The 17,177-nt window shown below is 70.8% G+C and carries 18 protein-coding genes; 12 read left to right on the top strand and 6 right to left on the bottom strand.

The window, feature by feature from the left end; genetic code table 11:
* Positions 1 to 4 precede the first annotated feature (4 nt).
* Positions 5 to 2,506, top strand: a complete 2,502-nt coding sequence (locus tag BA062_RS06265) for a glycosyltransferase (RefSeq protein WP_110335111.1) — start codon at positions 5 to 7, stop codon at positions 2,504 to 2,506.
* Positions 2,499 to 3,584 (top strand): glycosyltransferase family 4 protein, encoded by a 1,086-nt coding sequence (locus BA062_RS06260; RefSeq protein ID WP_210406782.1) that lies wholly within the window; start codon positions 2,499 to 2,501, stop codon positions 3,582 to 3,584. Before BA062_RS06265 ends, BA062_RS06260 begins: the two co-directional genes overlap by 8 nt.
* On the opposite strand, the gene BA062_RS06255 is transcribed toward BA062_RS06260, so the two are convergent.
* A complete protein-coding gene (locus BA062_RS06255; protein ID WP_210406781.1) occupies positions 3,581 to 4,027 on the bottom strand; it encodes a DUF6194 family protein in 447 nt (148 codons plus the stop codon). The two genes, BA062_RS06260 and BA062_RS06255, sit on opposite strands and share 4 nt — an antisense overlap.
* Positions 4,028 to 4,064: 37 nt before the next feature.
* Between BA062_RS06255 and BA062_RS06250 the strand changes: the two genes are divergently transcribed.
* Positions 4,065 to 4,841, top strand: a complete 777-nt coding sequence (locus BA062_RS06250) for a MerR family transcriptional regulator (RefSeq protein WP_110335110.1) — start codon at positions 4,065 to 4,067, stop codon at positions 4,839 to 4,841.
* Here the strand turns inward: BA062_RS06250 and rfbD are convergent.
* Both rfbD and rfbB read right to left on the bottom strand, forming a co-directional pair.
* Entirely contained in the window at positions 4,830 to 5,735 is a 906-nt protein-coding gene (rfbD, locus tag BA062_RS06245) for a dTDP-4-dehydrorhamnose reductase (RefSeq protein WP_110335109.1), read from the bottom strand. The two genes, BA062_RS06250 and rfbD, sit on opposite strands and share 12 nt — an antisense overlap.
* 6 nt (positions 5,736 to 5,741) lie before the next feature.
* Positions 5,742 to 6,734, bottom strand: a complete 993-nt coding sequence (rfbB, locus tag BA062_RS06240) for a dTDP-glucose 4,6-dehydratase (RefSeq protein WP_110335108.1) — start codon at positions 6,732 to 6,734, stop codon at positions 5,742 to 5,744.
* Positions 6,735 to 6,880: 146 nt separating this feature from the next.
* Here rfbB and BA062_RS06235 point away from each other — a divergent pair, with 146 nt between their 5' ends.
* The 3 genes from BA062_RS06235 (at position 6,881) to BA062_RS06225 (ending at position 10,540) form a co-directional block, all read left to right on the top strand.
* Positions 6,881 to 8,461, top strand: a complete 1,581-nt coding sequence (locus BA062_RS06235) for an LCP family protein (RefSeq protein ID WP_110335107.1) — start codon at positions 6,881 to 6,883, stop codon at positions 8,459 to 8,461.
* A gap of 41 nt (positions 8,462 to 8,502) precedes the next feature.
* Positions 8,503 to 9,774: an LCP family protein gene (locus BA062_RS06230; protein ID WP_110335106.1), complete on the top strand. Its 1,272-nt coding sequence runs from the start codon at positions 8,503 to 8,505 to the stop codon at positions 9,772 to 9,774.
* Between the two features lie 61 nt (positions 9,775 to 9,835).
* Positions 9,836 to 10,540 carry a TIGR03089 family protein gene (locus BA062_RS06225; RefSeq protein WP_110335105.1) on the top strand — a complete coding sequence of 235 codons (705 nt, stop codon included), beginning with the start codon at positions 9,836 to 9,838 and terminating at the stop codon, positions 10,538 to 10,540.
* 42 nt (positions 10,541 to 10,582) lie between these two features.
* On the opposite strand, the gene BA062_RS06220 is transcribed toward BA062_RS06225, so the two are convergent.
* Together BA062_RS06220 and BA062_RS06215 are read right to left on the bottom strand one after the other, a co-directional pair.
* On the bottom strand, positions 10,583 to 11,020 hold the full coding sequence (locus tag BA062_RS06220) for a DoxX family protein (RefSeq protein ID WP_110335104.1): 438 nt from the start codon (positions 11,018 to 11,020) through the stop codon (positions 10,583 to 10,585).
* Between the two features lie 108 nt (positions 11,021 to 11,128).
* Entirely contained in the window at positions 11,129 to 11,623 is a 495-nt protein-coding gene (locus tag BA062_RS06215) for a GNAT family N-acetyltransferase (RefSeq protein ID WP_245959695.1), read from the bottom strand.
* Between the two features lie 72 nt (positions 11,624 to 11,695).
* On the opposite strand from BA062_RS06215, the gene BA062_RS06210 reads away from it, so the two are divergent.
* From BA062_RS06210 to BA062_RS06190, 5 genes are all read left to right on the top strand, one after another.
* Positions 11,696 to 12,352 carry a class I SAM-dependent methyltransferase gene (locus tag BA062_RS06210; RefSeq protein WP_110335259.1) on the top strand — a complete coding sequence of 219 codons (657 nt, stop codon included), beginning with the start codon at positions 11,696 to 11,698 and terminating at the stop codon, positions 12,350 to 12,352.
* A gap of 74 nt (positions 12,353 to 12,426) precedes the next feature.
* Complete coding sequence (locus BA062_RS06205; RefSeq protein ID WP_110335102.1) at positions 12,427 to 12,774, top strand: hypothetical protein; 348 nt, start codon at positions 12,427 to 12,429, stop codon at positions 12,772 to 12,774.
* Positions 12,771 to 13,163 carry a hypothetical protein gene (locus BA062_RS06200; protein WP_110335101.1) on the top strand — a complete coding sequence of 131 codons (393 nt, stop codon included), beginning with the start codon at positions 12,771 to 12,773 and terminating at the stop codon, positions 13,161 to 13,163. Before BA062_RS06205 ends, BA062_RS06200 begins: the two co-directional genes overlap by 4 nt.
* A 55-nt stretch (positions 13,164 to 13,218) precedes the next feature.
* On the top strand, positions 13,219 to 13,419 hold the full coding sequence (locus BA062_RS06195; RefSeq protein ID WP_110335100.1) for a hypothetical protein: 201 nt from the start codon (positions 13,219 to 13,221) through the stop codon (positions 13,417 to 13,419).
* Positions 13,419 to 13,901, top strand: a complete 483-nt coding sequence (locus BA062_RS06190; RefSeq protein ID WP_210406780.1) for a type II toxin-antitoxin system VapC family toxin — start codon at positions 13,419 to 13,421, stop codon at positions 13,899 to 13,901. The genes BA062_RS06195 and BA062_RS06190 overlap by 1 nt, the downstream gene beginning before the upstream one ends.
* Here BA062_RS06190 and BA062_RS06185 read toward each other — a convergent pair.
* Complete coding sequence (locus BA062_RS06185; RefSeq protein ID WP_210406779.1) at positions 13,891 to 15,063, bottom strand: acyl-CoA dehydrogenase family protein; 1,173 nt, start codon at positions 15,061 to 15,063, stop codon at positions 13,891 to 13,893. The two genes, BA062_RS06190 and BA062_RS06185, sit on opposite strands and share 11 nt — an antisense overlap.
* A gap of 99 nt (positions 15,064 to 15,162) precedes the next feature.
* On the opposite strand from BA062_RS06185, the gene BA062_RS06180 reads away from it, so the two are divergent.
* On the top strand, positions 15,163 to 16,812 hold the full coding sequence (locus BA062_RS06180) for a class I adenylate-forming enzyme family protein (RefSeq protein ID WP_110335098.1): 1,650 nt from the start codon (positions 15,163 to 15,165) through the stop codon (positions 16,810 to 16,812).
* The last annotated feature ends 365 nt before the right edge of the window (positions 16,813 to 17,177 follow it).

Genomic DNA, 17,177 nt, shown 5'->3' with positions numbered 1-17,177 from the left:
GACCTTGGTACAACCGCTGGTCTCGGTGATCGTGGTCAACTACCGCGGCGCCGACGACACCATCACGTGCCTGCGCGCGCTCGCCGAGCACGACTACCCCCGGCTCGAGGTCGTCTGCGTCGACAACGCCTCCCCCGGCGACGACGCCGCCCGCATCCGTGCCGCCGCGCCGGGCGCGCGGGTGATCGAGTCGGACCGCAACCTCGGCTTCGCCGGTGGCTGCAACCTCGGCGCCAAGCACGCCGAGGGCACCGTGCTCGCATTCCTCAACAACGACGCCCGCCCCGGCGCTCGCTGGGTCGAGGCGGCGGTCGCCACGCTGCGCGACGACCCGGCCGTCGGCGCCGTCGCGAGCAAGGTCCTCGACTGGGAGGGCACCGGCACCGACTTCGTCGACGGTGGGCTCACCTGGTTCGGCATGGGCTACAAGCGGCACGCGGGCACGCCCATCGCCGACGTCCCGGAGGGCGAGCACGAGTCCGCCAAGGACGTGCTCTTCGCCACGGGCTCGGCCATGTTCGTACGGGCGAGCGTGTTCGCCGAGCTGGGCGGGTTCGACGAGCGCTTCTTCATGTTCTACGAGGACGTCGACCTCGGCTGGCGGCTGAACCTGCGCGGCTGGCGGGTGCGCTACGTTCCCGAGTCGCTCGCCTACCACCGCCACCACGCCACGATGTCCGAAGTGGACACGCCGGACAGCGGCCGGGAGACGTTCCTGCTGGAGCGCAACGCACTGTGCGCGCTCTACAAGAACCTCTCCGACGAGACGCTGGCGAGGGCGCTGCCCGCCGCGCTCGCGCTGAGCGTGCGCCGCGCCACGGCCAGGGGCGAGCTCGACCCCACGCAGCTCGACCTCGAACGCGGCGCCGGCCCCGCCGAGACCGATCCGGTGCCCGTGCCGAGGAGCACGCTCGCCGGGGTGCTCGCCGTCGACCAGTTCGTGGAGCTGCTGCCCTCGCTCGCCCAGGCCCGCGAGGAAGAACAGGCCGCGCGCGTGCGCACCGATGCCGATCTGCTTCCGTTGCTGCGCAACGCACTCGAGCCCGCCTACCCGCTGCCGCGCTACCTCGCCGCGCACGACATCCTCGTGTCGGCGTTCGGCATCGAGCAGGCGTTCGGCAAGCGCCGCAGGGTGCTGGTGATCACCGGCGACGCGATCACCGAGCGCATGGCGGGACCCGCGATCCGCGCGTGGAACATCGCCGAGGTGCTCTCGGGCGAGCACGAGGTGCGGCTCGTGACCGTGAACCCGCTCGCCGACCCGCCGCCCGCGCCGTTCCAGGTCAGCGCGGCGCGCAGGCGCGACCTGAGCGAGCCCATCGCCTGGGCCGACATCGTGATCCTGCAGGGGCACGTGCTGGAGCTGGCTCCGGCGCTGAAGAAGGAGTACGCGCACAAGATCGTGGTGTGCGACCTCTACGACCCCATGCACCTCGAGCTGCTCGAACAGGGCAAGGACGCGCCCGACGACAAGCGGGCCGCCGATCTCGCGGGCGTCACGAAGGTGCTCGACGCCCAGCTGGAGCGGGGTGACTTCTTCGTGTGCGCCTCGCAGCGGCAGCGGCACTTCTGGCTCGGTCACCTCGCCGCGCTGGGCAGGCTCACGCCGCGGCTCTACGACGCCGACCCCACCACGCGGTCGCTGCTGTCGGTGGTGCCGTTCGGCCTCTCGCCGAAGCCACCGCGCCGCACCGGCCCCGGCCTGCGCGCGAACCTCGACGGAATCGCCGAGACCGACCACGTGGTGCTGTGGGCCGGCGGTGTCTACAGCTGGTTCGACCCACTGACGCTCGTGCGCGCGATCGAGCGGCTGAGCACCCGCCGCGCCGACGTGCGGCTGGTCTTCCTGGGGATGCGGCACCCGAATCCCGAGGTCGCCGAGATGGACATCGGCGCGCGGACCATCCGGCTCGCCGACTCGCTCGGGCTCACCGGCAAGCACGTGTTCTTCAACGAGCAGTGGGTGCCCTACGACGAGCGGCAGAACTGGCTGCTCGACGCCGACTGCGGTGTCACCACGCACTTCGAGCACGTCGAGACCACGTTCGCCTTCCGCACGCGGGTCCTCGACTACCTGTGGTCGGGGCTGCCGATCGTCACCACCGACGGCGACGCGTTCGCCGACCTCGTCCGCCAGGAACGGCTGGGCGTCGTCGTCCCGGCGGAGGACACCGAGGCGCTGGCCGACGCACTGGAGCGCTGCCTCTACGACACCGAGTTCGCGCAGGCGTGCCGCGAGCGGATCGAACGGGTCGCTCAGCGCTACACGTGGCCGGTGGTGCTGGAGCCGCTCGTGGAGTTCTGCCGCGACCCCCGGCCCGCAGCCGACCGGCTGCCCGGCGCGGCCGATCTCGCGCCGGCGGAGCCGGTGCGCGGCAGGGAGCTGGTGCGGCGCGATCTGGCGCTGGTGAAGGAGTACCTCGCCGAGGGAGGGCCCGTCGAGCTCGCTCGCCGTGCGGGCGGCCGGGTCAGGAAGCTCGCCAAACGGGGACTGCGCCGTGGCTAGGCAGGAGCTGCGGGTGCTGCTCGACGGCACACCCCTGCTCGGCGACCGGACCGGCATCGGCCGCTACACCGCGTCGCTGTCCGAGGAGCTGGCCTCACTGTCCGGTGTGGACACCCGGGCCGTCGCGTTCACGTTGCGGGGCTGGCGAAAGCTGCGCTCGGTGCTGCCGCACGGGGTGCGGGCACGCGGGATGCCGGTGGCGGCGCGGCTGCTGCGCAAGACGTGGCTGCGCTCGTCGTTCCCGCCGGTCGAGCTGTTCGCCGGTGCCACCGATGTCGTGCACGGCACCAACTTCGTGCTGCCCGGCACGTTCCGCGCCGCCGGGGTGCTCACGATCCACGACCTCGCCTTCATCGACGCACCCGGCGAGCTGGCACCCAGCGACGCCGAGCTGCCGCAGCTGGTGCGCCGCGGCGCCGCGCGCGCCGACGTCATCTGCACGCCGACCGCCGCCGTCGCCGACGCCGTTGCCGAGCGGCTCGACGTCGACCGCGCGAAGATCGACGTGACCCCGCTCGGTGTCGACGCGGGCTGGTTCACGGGCAGGCCGCCGAGCCAGCAGGTGCGCGAGCGGCTCGGCCTGCCGCCCGAGTACCTGCTGTTCGCGGGGGCGGCGGGCCCGCGCAAGGGCCTCGGCTGGCTGCTCAAGGCCCACGCCGCCGACGCGGACCTGCCGCCGCTCGTGTTCGCGGGCCCCGGCACGTTCCCGGCCACCGACCGCACCCGGCACGTCGGCTATCTGTCCGACCTGGACCTGCAGCGCGTGGTCGCCGGCGCCTCCGCCCTCGTGCTGCCCTCGCGCGACGAGGGCTTCGGGCTGCCCGTGCTGGAGGCGATGGCCTGCGACGTGCCCGTGGTGTGCACCGATGTGCCCGCGCTGCGCGAGGTGTCGGGAGGGTTCGCGCACCTCGTCGAGTACGGCGACGTCGAGGGGCTCGCCGCCGAACTGCGGGCCGCGGTGAGCGAGCCCAACGCGGCGTCGACGGCGGCCACGCGCAGGGCGCACGCGGCCAGCTTCACCTGGCGGCGCTGCGCCGAGGCCACGGTCGCCGCGTACCGCCGGGCCGTCGAGCACTAACCGAGCTTTCGCAGTGCCCTTGCCCTGGCCCGCTCGTGTGCGTCGCGCAGCAGCTTCAGCACCTGCGCCGACGTCCGCTCACCGGGGTTGACGACCGCGATCCAGCCCTGCCTGCCGTAGACGGGATGCGGCAGTACCACGTCGGGCTCCGCGGGGTCCGTTCCGCCGCCGTGGCTCGTGAGCCGTTCGAACGCGGCACGGCCGACGTGGACGTTGACCCTCCACCGGTCGTCGCCGTCGAGGTCGGAGCCGGTGTCGCCGGGGTAGTTCTTCGTGACGATCGTTGCGTAGGGCTGCCCGTTCGCCGGGACCCGGCCGTCCGGGGCGTAGTAGAAGAAGTAGTCGCCCCACGCCAGCTCGGGCGCGCCGCTGGAGGCATCCGGCGCGAGCACCAGTGCACCGTCGAACGAGGTGACCGTGTCAAGGATCTGCTGGATCATCATGGTTCAAGTGTGAGGTTGAAGTGCTGATGGAGGGTTGATGGCGCAGCGCTACCGGACGGCGCAGGTCGCGGCGGAGTCCGGCTACTCCGTCCAGCAGGTGCGCGACCTGGAACGCCTCGGCGTGATCCCGCCCGCCGTCCGGGCCGCCAACGGCTACCGCGAGTTCACCGGCGAGCACCTGCTGGCGCTGCGCGCCTACCGGGCACTGGCGACGGCCGTGGGCCCGGTTGTCGCCCGCGAATCGCTGCGGGAGGTCCGGGTGTCGCCGCTCGCGGACGCGGCGGCGCGCGTCTCCGAGCTGCACGTCGGCCTGGCGAAGGAGCGCCACGACGCGCTGGCCGCCCTCTCCGCGCTCCGGGCGATCCAGGCCGAGGCGCCGCTGGAGGTGGGCGAGGAGGATTCGATGTCCATCACGCAGCTCGCCGGCGCGCTCGGGGTCCGCTCGTCCACGCTGCAGTTCTGGGAACAGGAGGGGCTGGTCGTGCCCGAACGCGTCACCTCGCAGGCCGCGCGGCGCTACCCGCCCGCGGCGATCCGCGAGGCGCGGATCACCGCCGTGCTGCGGGCCGCGGGTTACCGGATTCCCGAGGTGCGCCGGGCGATCGAGGCGGTGCGCGAGCATGCCGGTCTCGACGACCTCGCCGACGCGCTGCACGACCGGTTGACGGCCATCGCCCAGCGCACCCTTTCGCTACTCACCGCAGGCACCGCCTTCACCCACCTGATAACCCCCAACGCTCCCCAAGGCCACCTTTGTTGCGTTGAACGCAGCGAAGGTGGCCTTGGGGGCAGTGGGGGCGCACTACTTCAGTGACGCCGCGTGATCGGCGAGGAAGGCGCGCAGGGCGTCGCGCCACGGGCGCAGGGGCGTGAGGCCCGCGTCGCTCCACGCGGCGTTGGACAGCACCGAGTAGGCGGGTCGCGGCGCCGGGCGCGGGAACTCCTCGGTCGTGCACGGCTTCACGCGGTCCGGGTCGGCACCCAGCTCCTCGAAGATCGCGCGCGCGAACCCGCACCACGTCGTGTCGCCGCCGCCGGTGCAGTGCAGCACCTTCCGCGACGGGCCGTCACCCTCGGCGATCCGGCCCGCCAGTTCGAGCAGGCCCGCGGCGAGGTCGGCCGACCACGTCGGCGACCCACGCTGATCGTCCACAACGGACAGTGTCTCGCGCTCGCTTTCCAGGCGCGTCATGGTTTTCACGAAGTTGGCACCGTTCGCGCCGTACACCCACGCCGTGCGCACGACCCACGCCTGTGCGCCGGAGCCGAGCACCGCGTCCTCGCCCGCGGCCTTCGTGCGGCCGTAGGCGGTACGGGGCCCAAGCGGCGCGTCCGGCTCGTACGGGGTCGAGGCGTCACCGGCGAAGACGTAGTCGGTGGAGACGTGCACCAGCGGCACCCTGCGCGACGAGCACACGGCGGCGAGCACCCTCGGCCCGTCGGCGTTCACCGCGAACGCCCTCGCCTCGTCCTCCTCGGCCCTGTCCACTGCGGTGTAGGCGGCGGCGTTGACCACGACGGGGAACCGGCCGGACTCCCGCGCTGAGGCGGCGAGCTCCGTGACGGCCTCCACCACCGCGCCCGGTCGCGTCACGTCCAGCTCGGCCGAGCCGGGGGCGCGCACCTCGACGTCGTCGCTCGCGAGCGCGGCGAGGTCACGGCCGAGCTGCCCGCCGCCCCCGGGTACGAGTAAGGCCAGTTTCGGCAAGACAGATCACCTTTCCGTGAGCGCGGCCCGCCCCTTGAGGGGCTCCCACCACGCCCGGTTCTCCGTGTACCAGCGCACGGTGTCGGCCAGACCGGTGGTGAAGCCGACCCGGGGCCGGTAGCCCAGTTCGGTACTGATCTTCGTGATGTCGACGGAGTAACGCCGGTCGTGCCCCTTGCGGTCCTCCACCGGCCGCACCATCTCCCAGCCGACGCCGACAGCGGCGAGCAGCCGCTCGGTCAGCTCGCGGTTGGTGAGTTCCGTGCCGCCACCGATGTTGTAGATCTCGCCGGCCCTTCCCTTCTCGGCGACCAGCTGAATGCCGTGGCAGTGGTCGTCCACGTGCAGCCAGTCGCGAACGTTGAGGCCGTCACCGTAGAGCGGCACGGGCTGCCCGTCGAGCAGGTTCGTCACGAACAAAGGGATGACTTTCTCGGGGAACTGGTACGGCCCGTAGTTGTTCGAGCACCGCGTGACGCACACCGGCAGCCCGTAGGTGCGGTGGAAGGACCGGGCGAGCAGGTCCGACGACGCCTTCGACGCCGAGTAGGGGGAGTTCGGCTCGAGGATGTGGTCCTCGGTCCAGGAGCCCTCGTCGATCGAGCCGTACACCTCGTCGGTCGACACGTGCACGAACTTGCCGACACCGGCGTCGCACGCCGCCTGCAACAGGGTCTGCGTGCCGAGGACGTTCGTGAGCACGAAGTCCGCGGCACCGAGGATCGAACGGTCCACATGGGACTCCGCGGCGAAGTGCACGACGAGGTCGACACCGCGCATCACCTCGGTGACCACGGTCGGGTCGCAGATGTCGCCGCGGACGAACCGCAGCCGCGGGCTGTCGGCGACGGGCGTGAGGTTGGTCTCGCTGCCCGCGTAGGTCAGCTTGTCCAGCACGACGATCTCGGCGTCCCGCAGCGCCGCGTACTCCCCGGAAAGCGCCTGCCGCACGTAGTGCGAACCGATGAACCCGGCACCTCCGGTGACCAGGACCCGCATGTTTGTTTCCTCCCGTGCTCGTCCGCGCAGTCTGCCACGGCGCCCCGTCCGGCATACGCAACATCCAGGCAACGTTTCGCGATCGAACGGCCGTCTCACAAGTACATCAGTAATGTGAATCGTGGGACTGACTGGGAGGAGCGCACGTGACCGGCTGGCGTCGGGGACCGGTCGAGGCGCCCACGGTGGACCGCAGGGGACGTGTGGGCACGTTCGCCCTGCGCGGAGGCAAAGTCGTCATCTCGCTGCTCTCCGTCACCGTACTGGCTCTGACCTGGTACGTCTGGCAGTTCATCGGCAACGTGAACGAGGGCGTCACCACCACGGACGTGTTCGACGGCGAGGAGAGCCTCCGGGCCGAGCCGCTCGACGGGGCGATCGACATCCTGCTCGTCGGTCAGGACAGCCGCACCGACGCGCAGGGCAACCCGCTGCCGCAGGAGGTGCTCGACCGGCTGCACGCCGGTGAGGCGAACGGCGAGCGCCAGACCGACACGATGATCCTCGTGCACATCCCCCAGGACGGCACGCGCGCCTCCGCGATCTCCTTCCCCCGCGACTCGTGGGTCGAGCTGGCGGGCGGCTACGGCTCGCACAAGCTCAACAGCGCGTTCGTCTACGCCTACAACGACACCTTCAACACCCTGCAGGAGCAGGGGCGCACCGATCTGGAGCAGATCGACGAGGAGGCCAAGGTCGCGGGGCGCAAGAACCTGATCGCCACCATCGAGCAGCTGCTCGGCAAGCCGGGCCTCATCGACCGTTACGCCGAGGTGAACCTGGCGAGCTTCTACGAGGTCACCAAGGCGCTCGGCGGCGTCGAGGTGTGTCTCAGGAACCCGGTCCGTGAGCGCAACTCCGGCATCAACCTGCGCGCTGGCAGGCAGACGATCCAGGGCGTGCAGGCGCTCGCGTTCGTCCGGCAGCGTTACGACCTGCCGAACGGTGACCTCGACCGCATCGCGCGGCAGCAGGCGTTCCTCTCCGGGCTCGTCCGCAAGATGCTCTCCCCCGACGTGCTGTTCGATCCCGGCAAGATCAGCGACGTCGTCGGAGCCGTGCAGAAGTCCGTCGTGCTCTCCAAGGACTGGGACCTGCTGCAGTTCGCCGCGCAGCTGCGCAACCTGAACGGCGCCAACGTCGAGTTCCGCACCATCCCGGTCGTCGGCAACACCTGGATCGGCGGCGCCGCCGTGCTCGAGATCGACGTCGACGAGGTGCGCCGGTTCGTCGACGGGCTCATCGCGCACCAGAACGATCCGGAAACCTCGCCGGGCGGGTCCTCCGCCCCGTCGACCATCCCCGGCGCCGAGGCGTACACGGTGGAGATCTACAACGCCTCGGGCCTCGATGCGCTCGGCGGGCAAATACGGGAACAGTTGCGGCAACAGGGTTTCCTCGGCGAGAGTTCGGCCACAATGGACCCACAGGCGAGCACCGTGGTGCGATACGCGCCGGGCGACGAGGCCGGGGTGGAGCTGCTGCGGCAGGCCCTCGGCGCCGACCTGGCCGCCGAACGCGACGCGACCGTGCCGCCGGGCCAGCTTCAGGTGCTGTTCGGCACCGACTTCCAGGCGGCCACCACCGACACCACGCCCGCGAACTACGCGGGCCAGGGCCCGCAGTTCTTCGCTCCCCCGCACCGTGCGCAGACGCAGCAGGACGACGGCGGGGATGACCCGCCCGATGAGCCGATAACCGCCGGTGACGTGCCTTGCGTCAACTAAGCTGACCGTCCGGATCGCACGCGGGGTGGGGAGGAGCCAGCGTGGACGAGCGCGAGGAGCGCGAGGCCGGAGAACGGGGTGAAGCGGAGCCTGCCGAGGCTCCCGCGCGCCCGGTTCCGACGCCGTACCCGCGGCCCCGTCCCGCGCCGGAGCCGCCGCCGCCTCCGCGCAGCAGGGCTCGTTCGGTGCTGCGGGGCACCAACCGCACGGTGATGGCGCTGCTGTCGGTGATCGCGCTCGTCGCCACCGGCTACGCCTATCTCGCCCTCGACGACCTGCAGGACAACGTGCAGACCACGGACGCGCTGCAACAGAACCTCGGTGACGACCCCGGGGCGCCCCCGCCGCCACCGCAGGACGACGGCGCCACCGACATCCTGCTCGTCGGCGCCGACGCCCGCACGGACATGCAGGGCAACCCGCTGCCGCTGGACGTCCTCAAGGAACTGCGCACGGAGGACAAGGCGGGCATCAACACCGACACCCTGATCATCCTGCGCATCCCGAAGGACGGCGGGAAGCCGGCCGGCGTCTCGATCCCGAGGGACACGTGGGTCGACGTCCCGCAGGGCGGCAAGGCGAAGATCAACTCGGCGTACGGGGCGGCGAAGGTCGAGGAGGCCCAGCGGCTGCGCGCCGAGGGCATGACCGACGGGGCGCGGATCGAACGCGACTCGAACCAGGCCGGGCGCAGGGCTCTGGTGCGGACCGTCCAGGACTTCACACAGATCCACATCGACCACTACGCCGAGATCAACCTGCTCGGGTTCTACCTGCTCACCGAGGCCCTCGGCGGAATCGAGGTGTGCCTCAACAGCCCCACCGCCGACAAGGACTCCGGCGCCGACTTCGCGGCGGGCCCGCAGGTGGTGTCCGGTGGCGAGGCACTGTCGTTCGTCCGCCAGCGCAAGAACCTGCCGAGGGGAGACCTCGACCGCATCGTGCGCCAGCAGGTGTTCCTCTCCTCCGCCCTGAACCAGGTGCTCTCGGCGGGCACGCTGGCCAGTGCCGACCGGCTGAACCAGCTGACCGAGACCGTGCGCCGCTCGCTCGTGCTCGACCCGGGGCTCGACCTGCTGCAGTTCGCCGAGCAGGCCAAGGGCATCGCCACGGGCGACATGGAGTTCGTGACCATCCCCGTGAAGCAGGTCGGAGCCCGCAGCAAGGACGGTCAAAGCATCATCACCGTCGACGTGGGCGAGGTGCGCCGGTTCGTCGAGAACCTGGTGAGGGGCGGGCAACAGCAGCCGTCGGGCGGCGGCTCGGCCTCCGCGGGCTCGCCGGTGCGCGCGGCCGTTCCGTGCGTGAACTGATCCCGCCCGTCTCCCCCACCTCCCCGACGGAGACGCTCCGCGCCGCGGTTACATTCGTGCCGTGAGCCTCACCGAACGCCTCCTCCGCCCCCTGCTCAAGTCCTCGGCCCGGCCGCTGGTGACCCACTACGACGACGTGCTGGGCAGCCGGATCGAGCTGTCGGTCGCGACACTCGCCAACTGGGCCGCGAAGACGGCGAACTGGCTGGTCGAGGAATTCGACGTGGAGGAGGGCGACGAGGTGGCCGTGGAGCTGCCCGCCCACTGGCAGACCGCAGGTGTGCTGCTCGGCGCGTGGTGGTGCGGGGGGCACGTGGTGGCCGACGCGGCGGGCGCGCGGGTCGCGTTCGTCGGCCCGGAGGGCTCGGTCGGCAAGGCGGAGGCCACCGCTGTCGTCGCGCTCGACCCGCTCGGCCGCGGTCTCGGCGGGTCGGTGCCCTCCGGCGCGCTGGACTACCTCTCGGAAGCGCGCCTGGCCGGTGACGACTTCTCGCCGCTGGTTCCCATCGCGGGTGACACGCCCGCGCTGCTGGGCTCGACGGTGGACGATGTGCTCGCGCGGGCGGGCGCGAGGGCGGGTGAGCTCGGCATCGATGAGGGGGCCCGGGTGCTTTCCACGAGGGACTGGACGTTGCCGGACGGGGTGCTCGACGCGCTGCTGACGCCACTCGTGGTGGGAGCGCATCTGGTTCAGGTCACCGGTTCCACGCCGGACAAGCTCGCCGCGCATCGCGAGGCGGAGCGCACGACGGTGGACCTGACCTGAACGGTCCCCCTCCGCGCTGAGGGGAACCGGGGTTGGCCGCTGTTACGCGGCCTGCAGCTCGGCGTCCTGTGTCCCGGCCGCCTTCCTGCGGCCGAGCACCAGGTAATCGAGCGAGAGCCGTCCGCCGTTGCAGCCCAGCGCCAGCCCCGCCAGCGCGAGCACCAGCACCAGCTCGTAGCCGCCCTGGCCGGTGAGCCCGGCGTCGGCATGTACGAAGAACACGGCGCCGAGTCCCGTGATGGCATAACCGAGCCCCACGAGCGGCAGCGCCAGCCCGACGATGAACAGGATCGAGCCGATCACCTCCACGGCGATGACGAAGAGCGCGCTCAACGTGGGAAGCGGAATACCGGTCGCCGACATCATGTCGGTGGTGCCGCCGACGCCCATCTCCCATTTGTCGAGCCCGTGCGCGAGGAACACCACCGCGACGCCGATGCGCCCGATGAGCGCCGCGACGTCCTGAACCCTGGTGAACATGTCCGAATCAGCCCCTCTAGCGTCTTAGCTGAATGTTCAACTAACAGGCCTCAGGGTAGCCAGGACGCGTAAAGCGGATGGAAAGAACCCCACCGCAGGGGTGACACGTCAGGAAAGCTTCTTCTCGAACCAGTGCTCGGCGTACGGCTCGTCGTTGTACGCCGGGATCTCCCGGTAGCCGTGCTTGGCGTAGAGGTTGCGGGCCTCGACGAGGTCGGCCCGCGTGTCGAGACGGATCGCGGAAATGCCCAGCTCACGCGCGATGCGCTCGATCTCGGCCAGCAGCCGCGCGGCGATGCCGCGACCCCGGAACTCCGGTAGCACGAACATGCGCTTGAGCTCGGCGAAGCCGTCGCGATGCCGCCGCAGGCCCGCGCACGCCACGGCGGCGCCGTCGAGGCGCGCGAGCAGCAGCGTGCCCCGCGGTGGGGCCAGCTCGTCGCTGGGATCCTCCGTCATGGCCTCGTCCAGCTCGGCCTCCGTCGCCGGACGGCCGTAGTAGCGGCCTGCCACGTCGTCGAAGTACGTGCGCAGCAAGGCCGTGGCCTCCGCGTCGTGAACGGAGACCGCGGTGATCTCCAAAGGTCCGGACCAAGTCGTCACCACGCGATCCTGTCACGCATGGCAAGGGGAAATCGGTGGTCGCAAGCGGTTGTGGCGGCTACCGTGCGCATCGTGAGGGAACCCGACTTCCTCGCCCGCACCCGCGTCTCCTACGACTCGATCGCCGCGGAGTTCGCCGGGTGGATCGAGGACGAGCTCGCGGCGAAGCCGCTGGATCGCGCCGTGCTCGGCGGGTTCGCGGAGCTCGCGGGCCGCGGCCTGGTCGCCGACATCGGCTGCGGCACCGGACGCGTGACCGCACACCTGCACAGGCTGGGTCTGCGCGTGTTCGGCATCGACCTGTCGCCGAACATGATCGCGCAGGCCATCGACAGGTATCCGGACCTGCGGTTCGAGGTCGGCTCGATGACCGCGCTGGACGTCGCGGACGGCTCGCTCGGCGCTATCGTGGCCTGGTACTCGATCATGCACGTCCCACCGGACCGGCTGCCCGCGGTCTTCGCGGAGTTCCACCGCGTGCTGGCCCCCGGCGGTCACCTCCAGCTCGCGTTCCCGGCCGGTGAGGGCCTGGTGCACCGGACCGACGCGGGCGGCCACGAGGTGTCGCTCGACTTCCACCAGTGGCACCCGGACGAGGTGGCCGGCCTGCTCCGTGAGGCCGGTTTCGAGGAGCGCGCCAGGCTGGTCAGGGAACCGGACGAGGACGGCAAGTACGCGGAGACCACCCGGCAGGCGTTCCTGCTGGCCCGCAAGCGAGACGCCGTGTAGCCGGTTCGGCAGCGGGCAAGGCACCATCCGGCATCCCGGCGCAACACCCCTCGCGAAACGATGTGGTGCGGAGAGTGGCAGAAGCAGTGAACGACCCCCACGTGCACGTCGGCAAGGACGTGGTCCACGGCGACGCCGCGGCCCGGAACCTGCTCGCGTCCACGTTCGGCCTGGTCGGCGAACTGCCGAACACGGTGACCACCGGCTGCGGTAGCACGGTCCCGTACGCGATGACGTCCCCTCGCCCGGAAAGCGTCACCTGCCTGCCCTGCCGCGAGTACGCCCGGGCGCGGCATCTGCGGCTCGCCGAACAGGTCGAGGGGCTGGCCCGGATGCCGGGCTCCCCCGTCACCGCGGCGCAGGCACACGAGGCCGCGACGCGACACCGTGACCTCGCGAACCGGTTCGGACGGCTCACATGACCGCGGTGACCCGCCTCGTGACCTCGGTCGACGTCGACGACCTCGCGACCGCGACCGTTTCGGTGTCGGCCCTGCACGAGGCCGAACTCGCCGACGGGCGCCGCGTGGTCCTGCTCGCCGACCGCGGCTGGGGCACAACAGAGAGCTGGTCAGAGGCCTCGGCCGAGGAATTGCGCGCGACCGCGCGCGTCGTGGTCGGCCCCGACGAACCGTCCGGCGATCGCACGAGGGAGGGCATGGAAGCCGACCACTGGCGCTCACTGGCGAGCGCCGCGCAACGAGCGGGAGCCGATGTCGACGCGGGCCGGCTGGGGCGGTTGCCGCACGACGTGGTGCTCAGCGACCGGGTGCTCATCCGCCTCGACGCCACCCCGAACGGAACCGACTAGCGCCGGAATCGCGGTAAGGTCTGTTGGAGGAGCGCGGTCGCGAGGGAGGTGGACCATGACGACGAGCAACGCCGAGGAACCTTCTCACGAAGGCATGGATGGTCCCGCCCTGCTGGAGGCGCTGCTGGCCGACAAACACGTCCGGCCGATCGAGTCTGTCGACGAGCTGGCCGATGAGGGCATCTTCGAGGGAGACGATGAGCTGGACGAGTTCCTCTCCTGGGTGGCGACCGAGCGAAAGGCCGATCTGGCGTAGTGGCTCCAGCTGTCGTACTGGACACCGATGTCGCGTCACTGGTGTTCAAGCGAAGGCTTCCCCCGTGGCTGGCATCCCAGCTGGTGGGCTACCGGCCGACGATCACATTCGTCACGCTGGCCGAGCTCAGCAAGTGGGCTCACCTGCGCTCCTGGGGCCTCCCCCGTCGTGAGCGCCTCGAGCAGTGGTTGCAGCCACTTCCGGTCTTGCCCGGCACACCGAAGGTCGCGCGGGTGTGGGGCGAGATGTCGGCCTACGCGCAGCGGCGAGGCCGCCCACGTCCGGAGAACGACACGTGGATCGCGGCCTGCTGTCTCGCGTTCGAGGTTCCACTGGCGACCCTGAACGTGAAGGATTACGCGGACTTCGCTGAGCGCGAGGGTCTGCGGATACTCATGCCGTGGTCCTCGTCGTGTTCGGGCGGCCGCAGGGTACCCGCGGCCGCCCGGAGAACCACCATGCCGACTCGGCTCAGCCCTTGAGCAGGCTCCTCGCCATCACCATGCGCTGGATCTGGTTGGTGCCCTCGTAGATCTGCGTGATCTTCGCGTCGCGCATCATGCGCTCCACCGGGAAGTCACGGGTGTAGCCGGCGCCGCCGAAGAGCTGCACCGCGTCGGTGGTGACCTCCATCGCGATGTCCGACGCGTACGACTTCGCCGCGCTGGCCACGAAGCCCGCGCGCGCGTCGCCGCGCTCACTCGCCGCCGCGCTGGCGTACACCAGGTGCCTGGCCGCCTCGATCTTGGTGCCCATGTCGGCGAGCATGAACTGCACGCCCTGGAACTCGCCGATCGCCTTGCCGAACTGCTTGCGCTCCTTGACGTAGGCCACCGCCGCGTCCAGTGCGCCCTGCGCGATGCCCAGCGCCTGCGCGCCGATGGTCGGGCGCGTGTGGTCGAGCGTCCGCAGCGCGGTCTTCAGCCCGGTACCCGGCTCGCCGATGATCCGCTCGGCGGGGATGGTGCAGTTCTCGAAGTAGATCTCGCGCGTCGGGGAGCCCTTGATGCCCAGCTTCTTCTCCTTGGGCCCCACCGAGAAGCCGGGGTCGTCCTTGTGCACCACGAACGCCGAGATGCCGTTGGACTTCTTCTCCGCGTCGGGGTCGCTGACGGCCATCACCGTGTACCACGACGACTCGCCCGCGTTGGTGATCCAGCACTTGGTCCCGTTGAGCACCCAGTGGTCACCGTCCAGGCGGGCACGGGTGCGCATCGACGCGGTGTCCGACCCGGCCTCCCGCTCCGACAACGCGTAGGACGCGGACGCCTCACCGGAGGCGATCGAGGGCAGTACGAGCTTCTTCAGCTCGTCGGACGCCGAAAGCAGAATGGGCTGCGTACCCAGCTTGTTCACGGCGGGGATCAGCGAGGCCGACGCGTCGACGCGCGCGACCTCCTCGATCACGATGCACGCCGCGATCGCGTCGGCGCCCTGCCCCTCGTACTCCTCGGGGATGTGCACCGCGTTGAACCCGGCCTTGACCAGGGCCTCGCTCGCCTCGACGGGGTAGCGCTCCTGCTCGTCCACCTCGGCGGCGTAGGGCGCGATCTCCTTCTCGGCGAGCGCACGCACAGCCGCGCGCAGTTCTTCGTGCTCCTCAGCGAGCTGGTAGAGCCCAGGGCCGTCGGTCACCTGCGCCACCTTTCGATCGGGACAAAGTCGGCTACCACCAATCGATGTTAGTGACGGTTTACTAGGACATCCTTGTGTTCTTGGCCGCACTCTCCCTACTGTCGAGTGATGTCGATCACAGCAGCGTCGCATGCTCCCGGCCTTCCCTGCTCCCTCACCTACCCCGACGCCCCGGTCGGCTCCCTGCTCGCGGGCGCGGCGGCTCGATACGGCGACCGCGTCGCCTTCCAGCACGGCGAGCAGCACCTCACGTTCACCGGGCTCTGGAACCAGGCGTGCCGGTTCGCCAACGCACTGCGGGACCGCGGCATCGGCCAGGGCGACACCGTCGCGCTCCACCTCCCGAACTGCCTCGCCTTCCCGGTCGCCTACTACGGCACGCTGCTGTCCGGGGCCACGTTCAGCCCCGCCAACCCGCTGCTCCCACCGCGGGACCTCGCCGCGCAACTCGCCGACTGCGGCGCCGTCGCGGTGGTGACCTACGGCCCCGTGGCCAAGGCACTGGAGGGCACCGGCATCGGCACCGTCCTCGTGTACCAGCCGGCGGAGCACGGGCAGCTCGACTTCGAGGCCTTCCACGCCGACTCCGACGACACGCCGCCCTCGGTGAGCATCGACGTCGCACGCGATCTCGCGCACCTCGCCTACACGGGCGGCACCACGGGCAGGTCGAAAGGGGTCCGGCTCACGCACCGCAACGTGGTCGTCAACACGCTGCAGTACGCCTGCTGGGGCTCCGGTTGCGTGCCCACAGTGGACGATGACGGCAACCCCGTGCTGGACCAGATCGGCTCCGAGGAGGAGTGGCCGATCCGGCTCGGCACGGGCATCGGCATCAACCTCACGCCGTGGTTCCACGCCATGGGCACCATCGGTGCGCTGAACGTCAGCGTGCTGAACGGCGGCACTGCGGTGGTGCACCAACGGTTCGACCCTCCGTCCTATGTGGCCGATGCCGAACGGCTGCGCGTCACGACGATGGGCGGCGCGCCCGCGCTGTTCGCCGCCCTGCTCGCGTGCCCGGAGTTCCACGCCGGCGACCTGTCGTCGGTGCGCACGATCACCTCGGGCGCGGCGCCGATGCCGCACGAGATGATCAACGCGTTGCGCAGGAGGTTTCCCGATGCGGTGATCGCTGAGGGCTACGGGCTCACCGAGGTGACGATGGGCGCGACGCTCTCGCCGACGTGGCGTTCCGGTGTCCGCAAGGTCGGCGCCGTGGGGGTGCCGACGTTCGACACGGAGGTCAAGATCGTCCCGGCCGAGGGCGGCGAGGAGGCCGTCGGGCCGAACGTGCCCGGCGAGGTGTGCATCCGGGGACCGCAGGTCATGCAGGGCTACCACAACCGGCCGGAGGAGACGGCCGCCGTGCTCGTCGACGGCTGGCTGCACACCGGCGACATCGGCGTGCTCGACGACGATGGGTATCTCTCCATTGTGGACCGCAAGAAGGACATGCTGCTCTACAAGGGCTACAACGTCTACCCGCGAGAGCTCGAGGAGCTGCTCATCTCGTTGCCCGAGGTCGCCGCGGCGGCGGTGGTCGGCAGGCGGAGCCCCGAGGCGGGCGAGCTGCCGGTCGCGTTCGTCGTGCGTGCCCCTGGGCACGAGCAGACCGAGGCGGAGGCCCTGCTGGACGCCGTGAACAAGCAGGTCGTGCCCTACAAACGGCTACGGGAGCTGCATTTCGTCGACGCGATTCCGGTGTCGGCGGCCGGCAAGGTGCTCAAACGCCGGCTCCGGGAGCAACTCACCTGAACCCGGCGCGAGTCGTGCACTCCCGACCGCGAGTCGCCCGCTCCCGACCGCGAGTCGTACGCTCCCGACCGCGAGTCGTGCACTCCAGACCGCGAGTCGTGCACTCCAGACCGCGAGTCGCCCGCTCCCGACCGCGAGTCGTACGCTCCCGACCGCGAGTCGTACGCTCCCAACGCGCGAGTGCCCCGTTCCCGCACGCGAGTCGCCGTTCCAGATCGCGAGTCGCCCACTTCGGCCGCCGGCGCCGCATGACGCCGGCGGGAACTCGCCGTCCGGAACGGGGGACTCGGGAGCCCGAGCGGGGGGCTCGCGAACGGGAACGCACAACTCGGCGTCGGGAACGCACAACTCCCGTGCCTGAAGGT

The organism is Prauserella flavalba (assembly GCF_003202235.1).
Lineage (GTDB): Bacteria > Actinomycetota > Actinomycetes > Mycobacteriales > Pseudonocardiaceae > Prauserella_A > Prauserella_A flavalba.
This window is presented reverse-complemented; position numbering and strand designations above follow the sequence as displayed.

What these genes read in the sequence shown, in the direction of transcription:
- rfbB (WP_110335108.1), bottom strand. Translation starts at nt 6,734, where the DNA reads ATGCGGGTCCTGGTCACCGGAGGTGCCGGGTTCATCGGTTCGCACTAC.
- BA062_RS06250 (WP_110335110.1), top strand. Translation starts at nt 4,065, where the DNA reads ATGGCGCAGCGCTACCGGACGGCGCAGGTCGCGGCGGAGTCCGGCTAC.
- BA062_RS06195 (WP_110335100.1), top strand. Translation starts at nt 13,219, where the DNA reads ATGACGACGAGCAACGCCGAGGAACCTTCTCACGAAGGCATGGATGGT.
- BA062_RS06200 (WP_110335101.1), top strand. Translation starts at nt 12,771, where the DNA reads ATGACCGCGGTGACCCGCCTCGTGACCTCGGTCGACGTCGACGACCTC.
- BA062_RS06180 (WP_110335098.1), top strand. Translation starts at nt 15,163, where the DNA reads ATGTCGATCACAGCAGCGTCGCATGCTCCCGGCCTTCCCTGCTCCCTC.
- BA062_RS06220 (WP_110335104.1), bottom strand. Translation starts at nt 11,020, where the DNA reads ATGTTCACCAGGGTTCAGGACGTCGCGGCGCTCATCGGGCGCATCGGC.
- BA062_RS06255 (WP_210406781.1), bottom strand. Translation starts at nt 4,027, where the DNA reads ATGATGATCCAGCAGATCCTTGACACGGTCACCTCGTTCGACGGTGCA.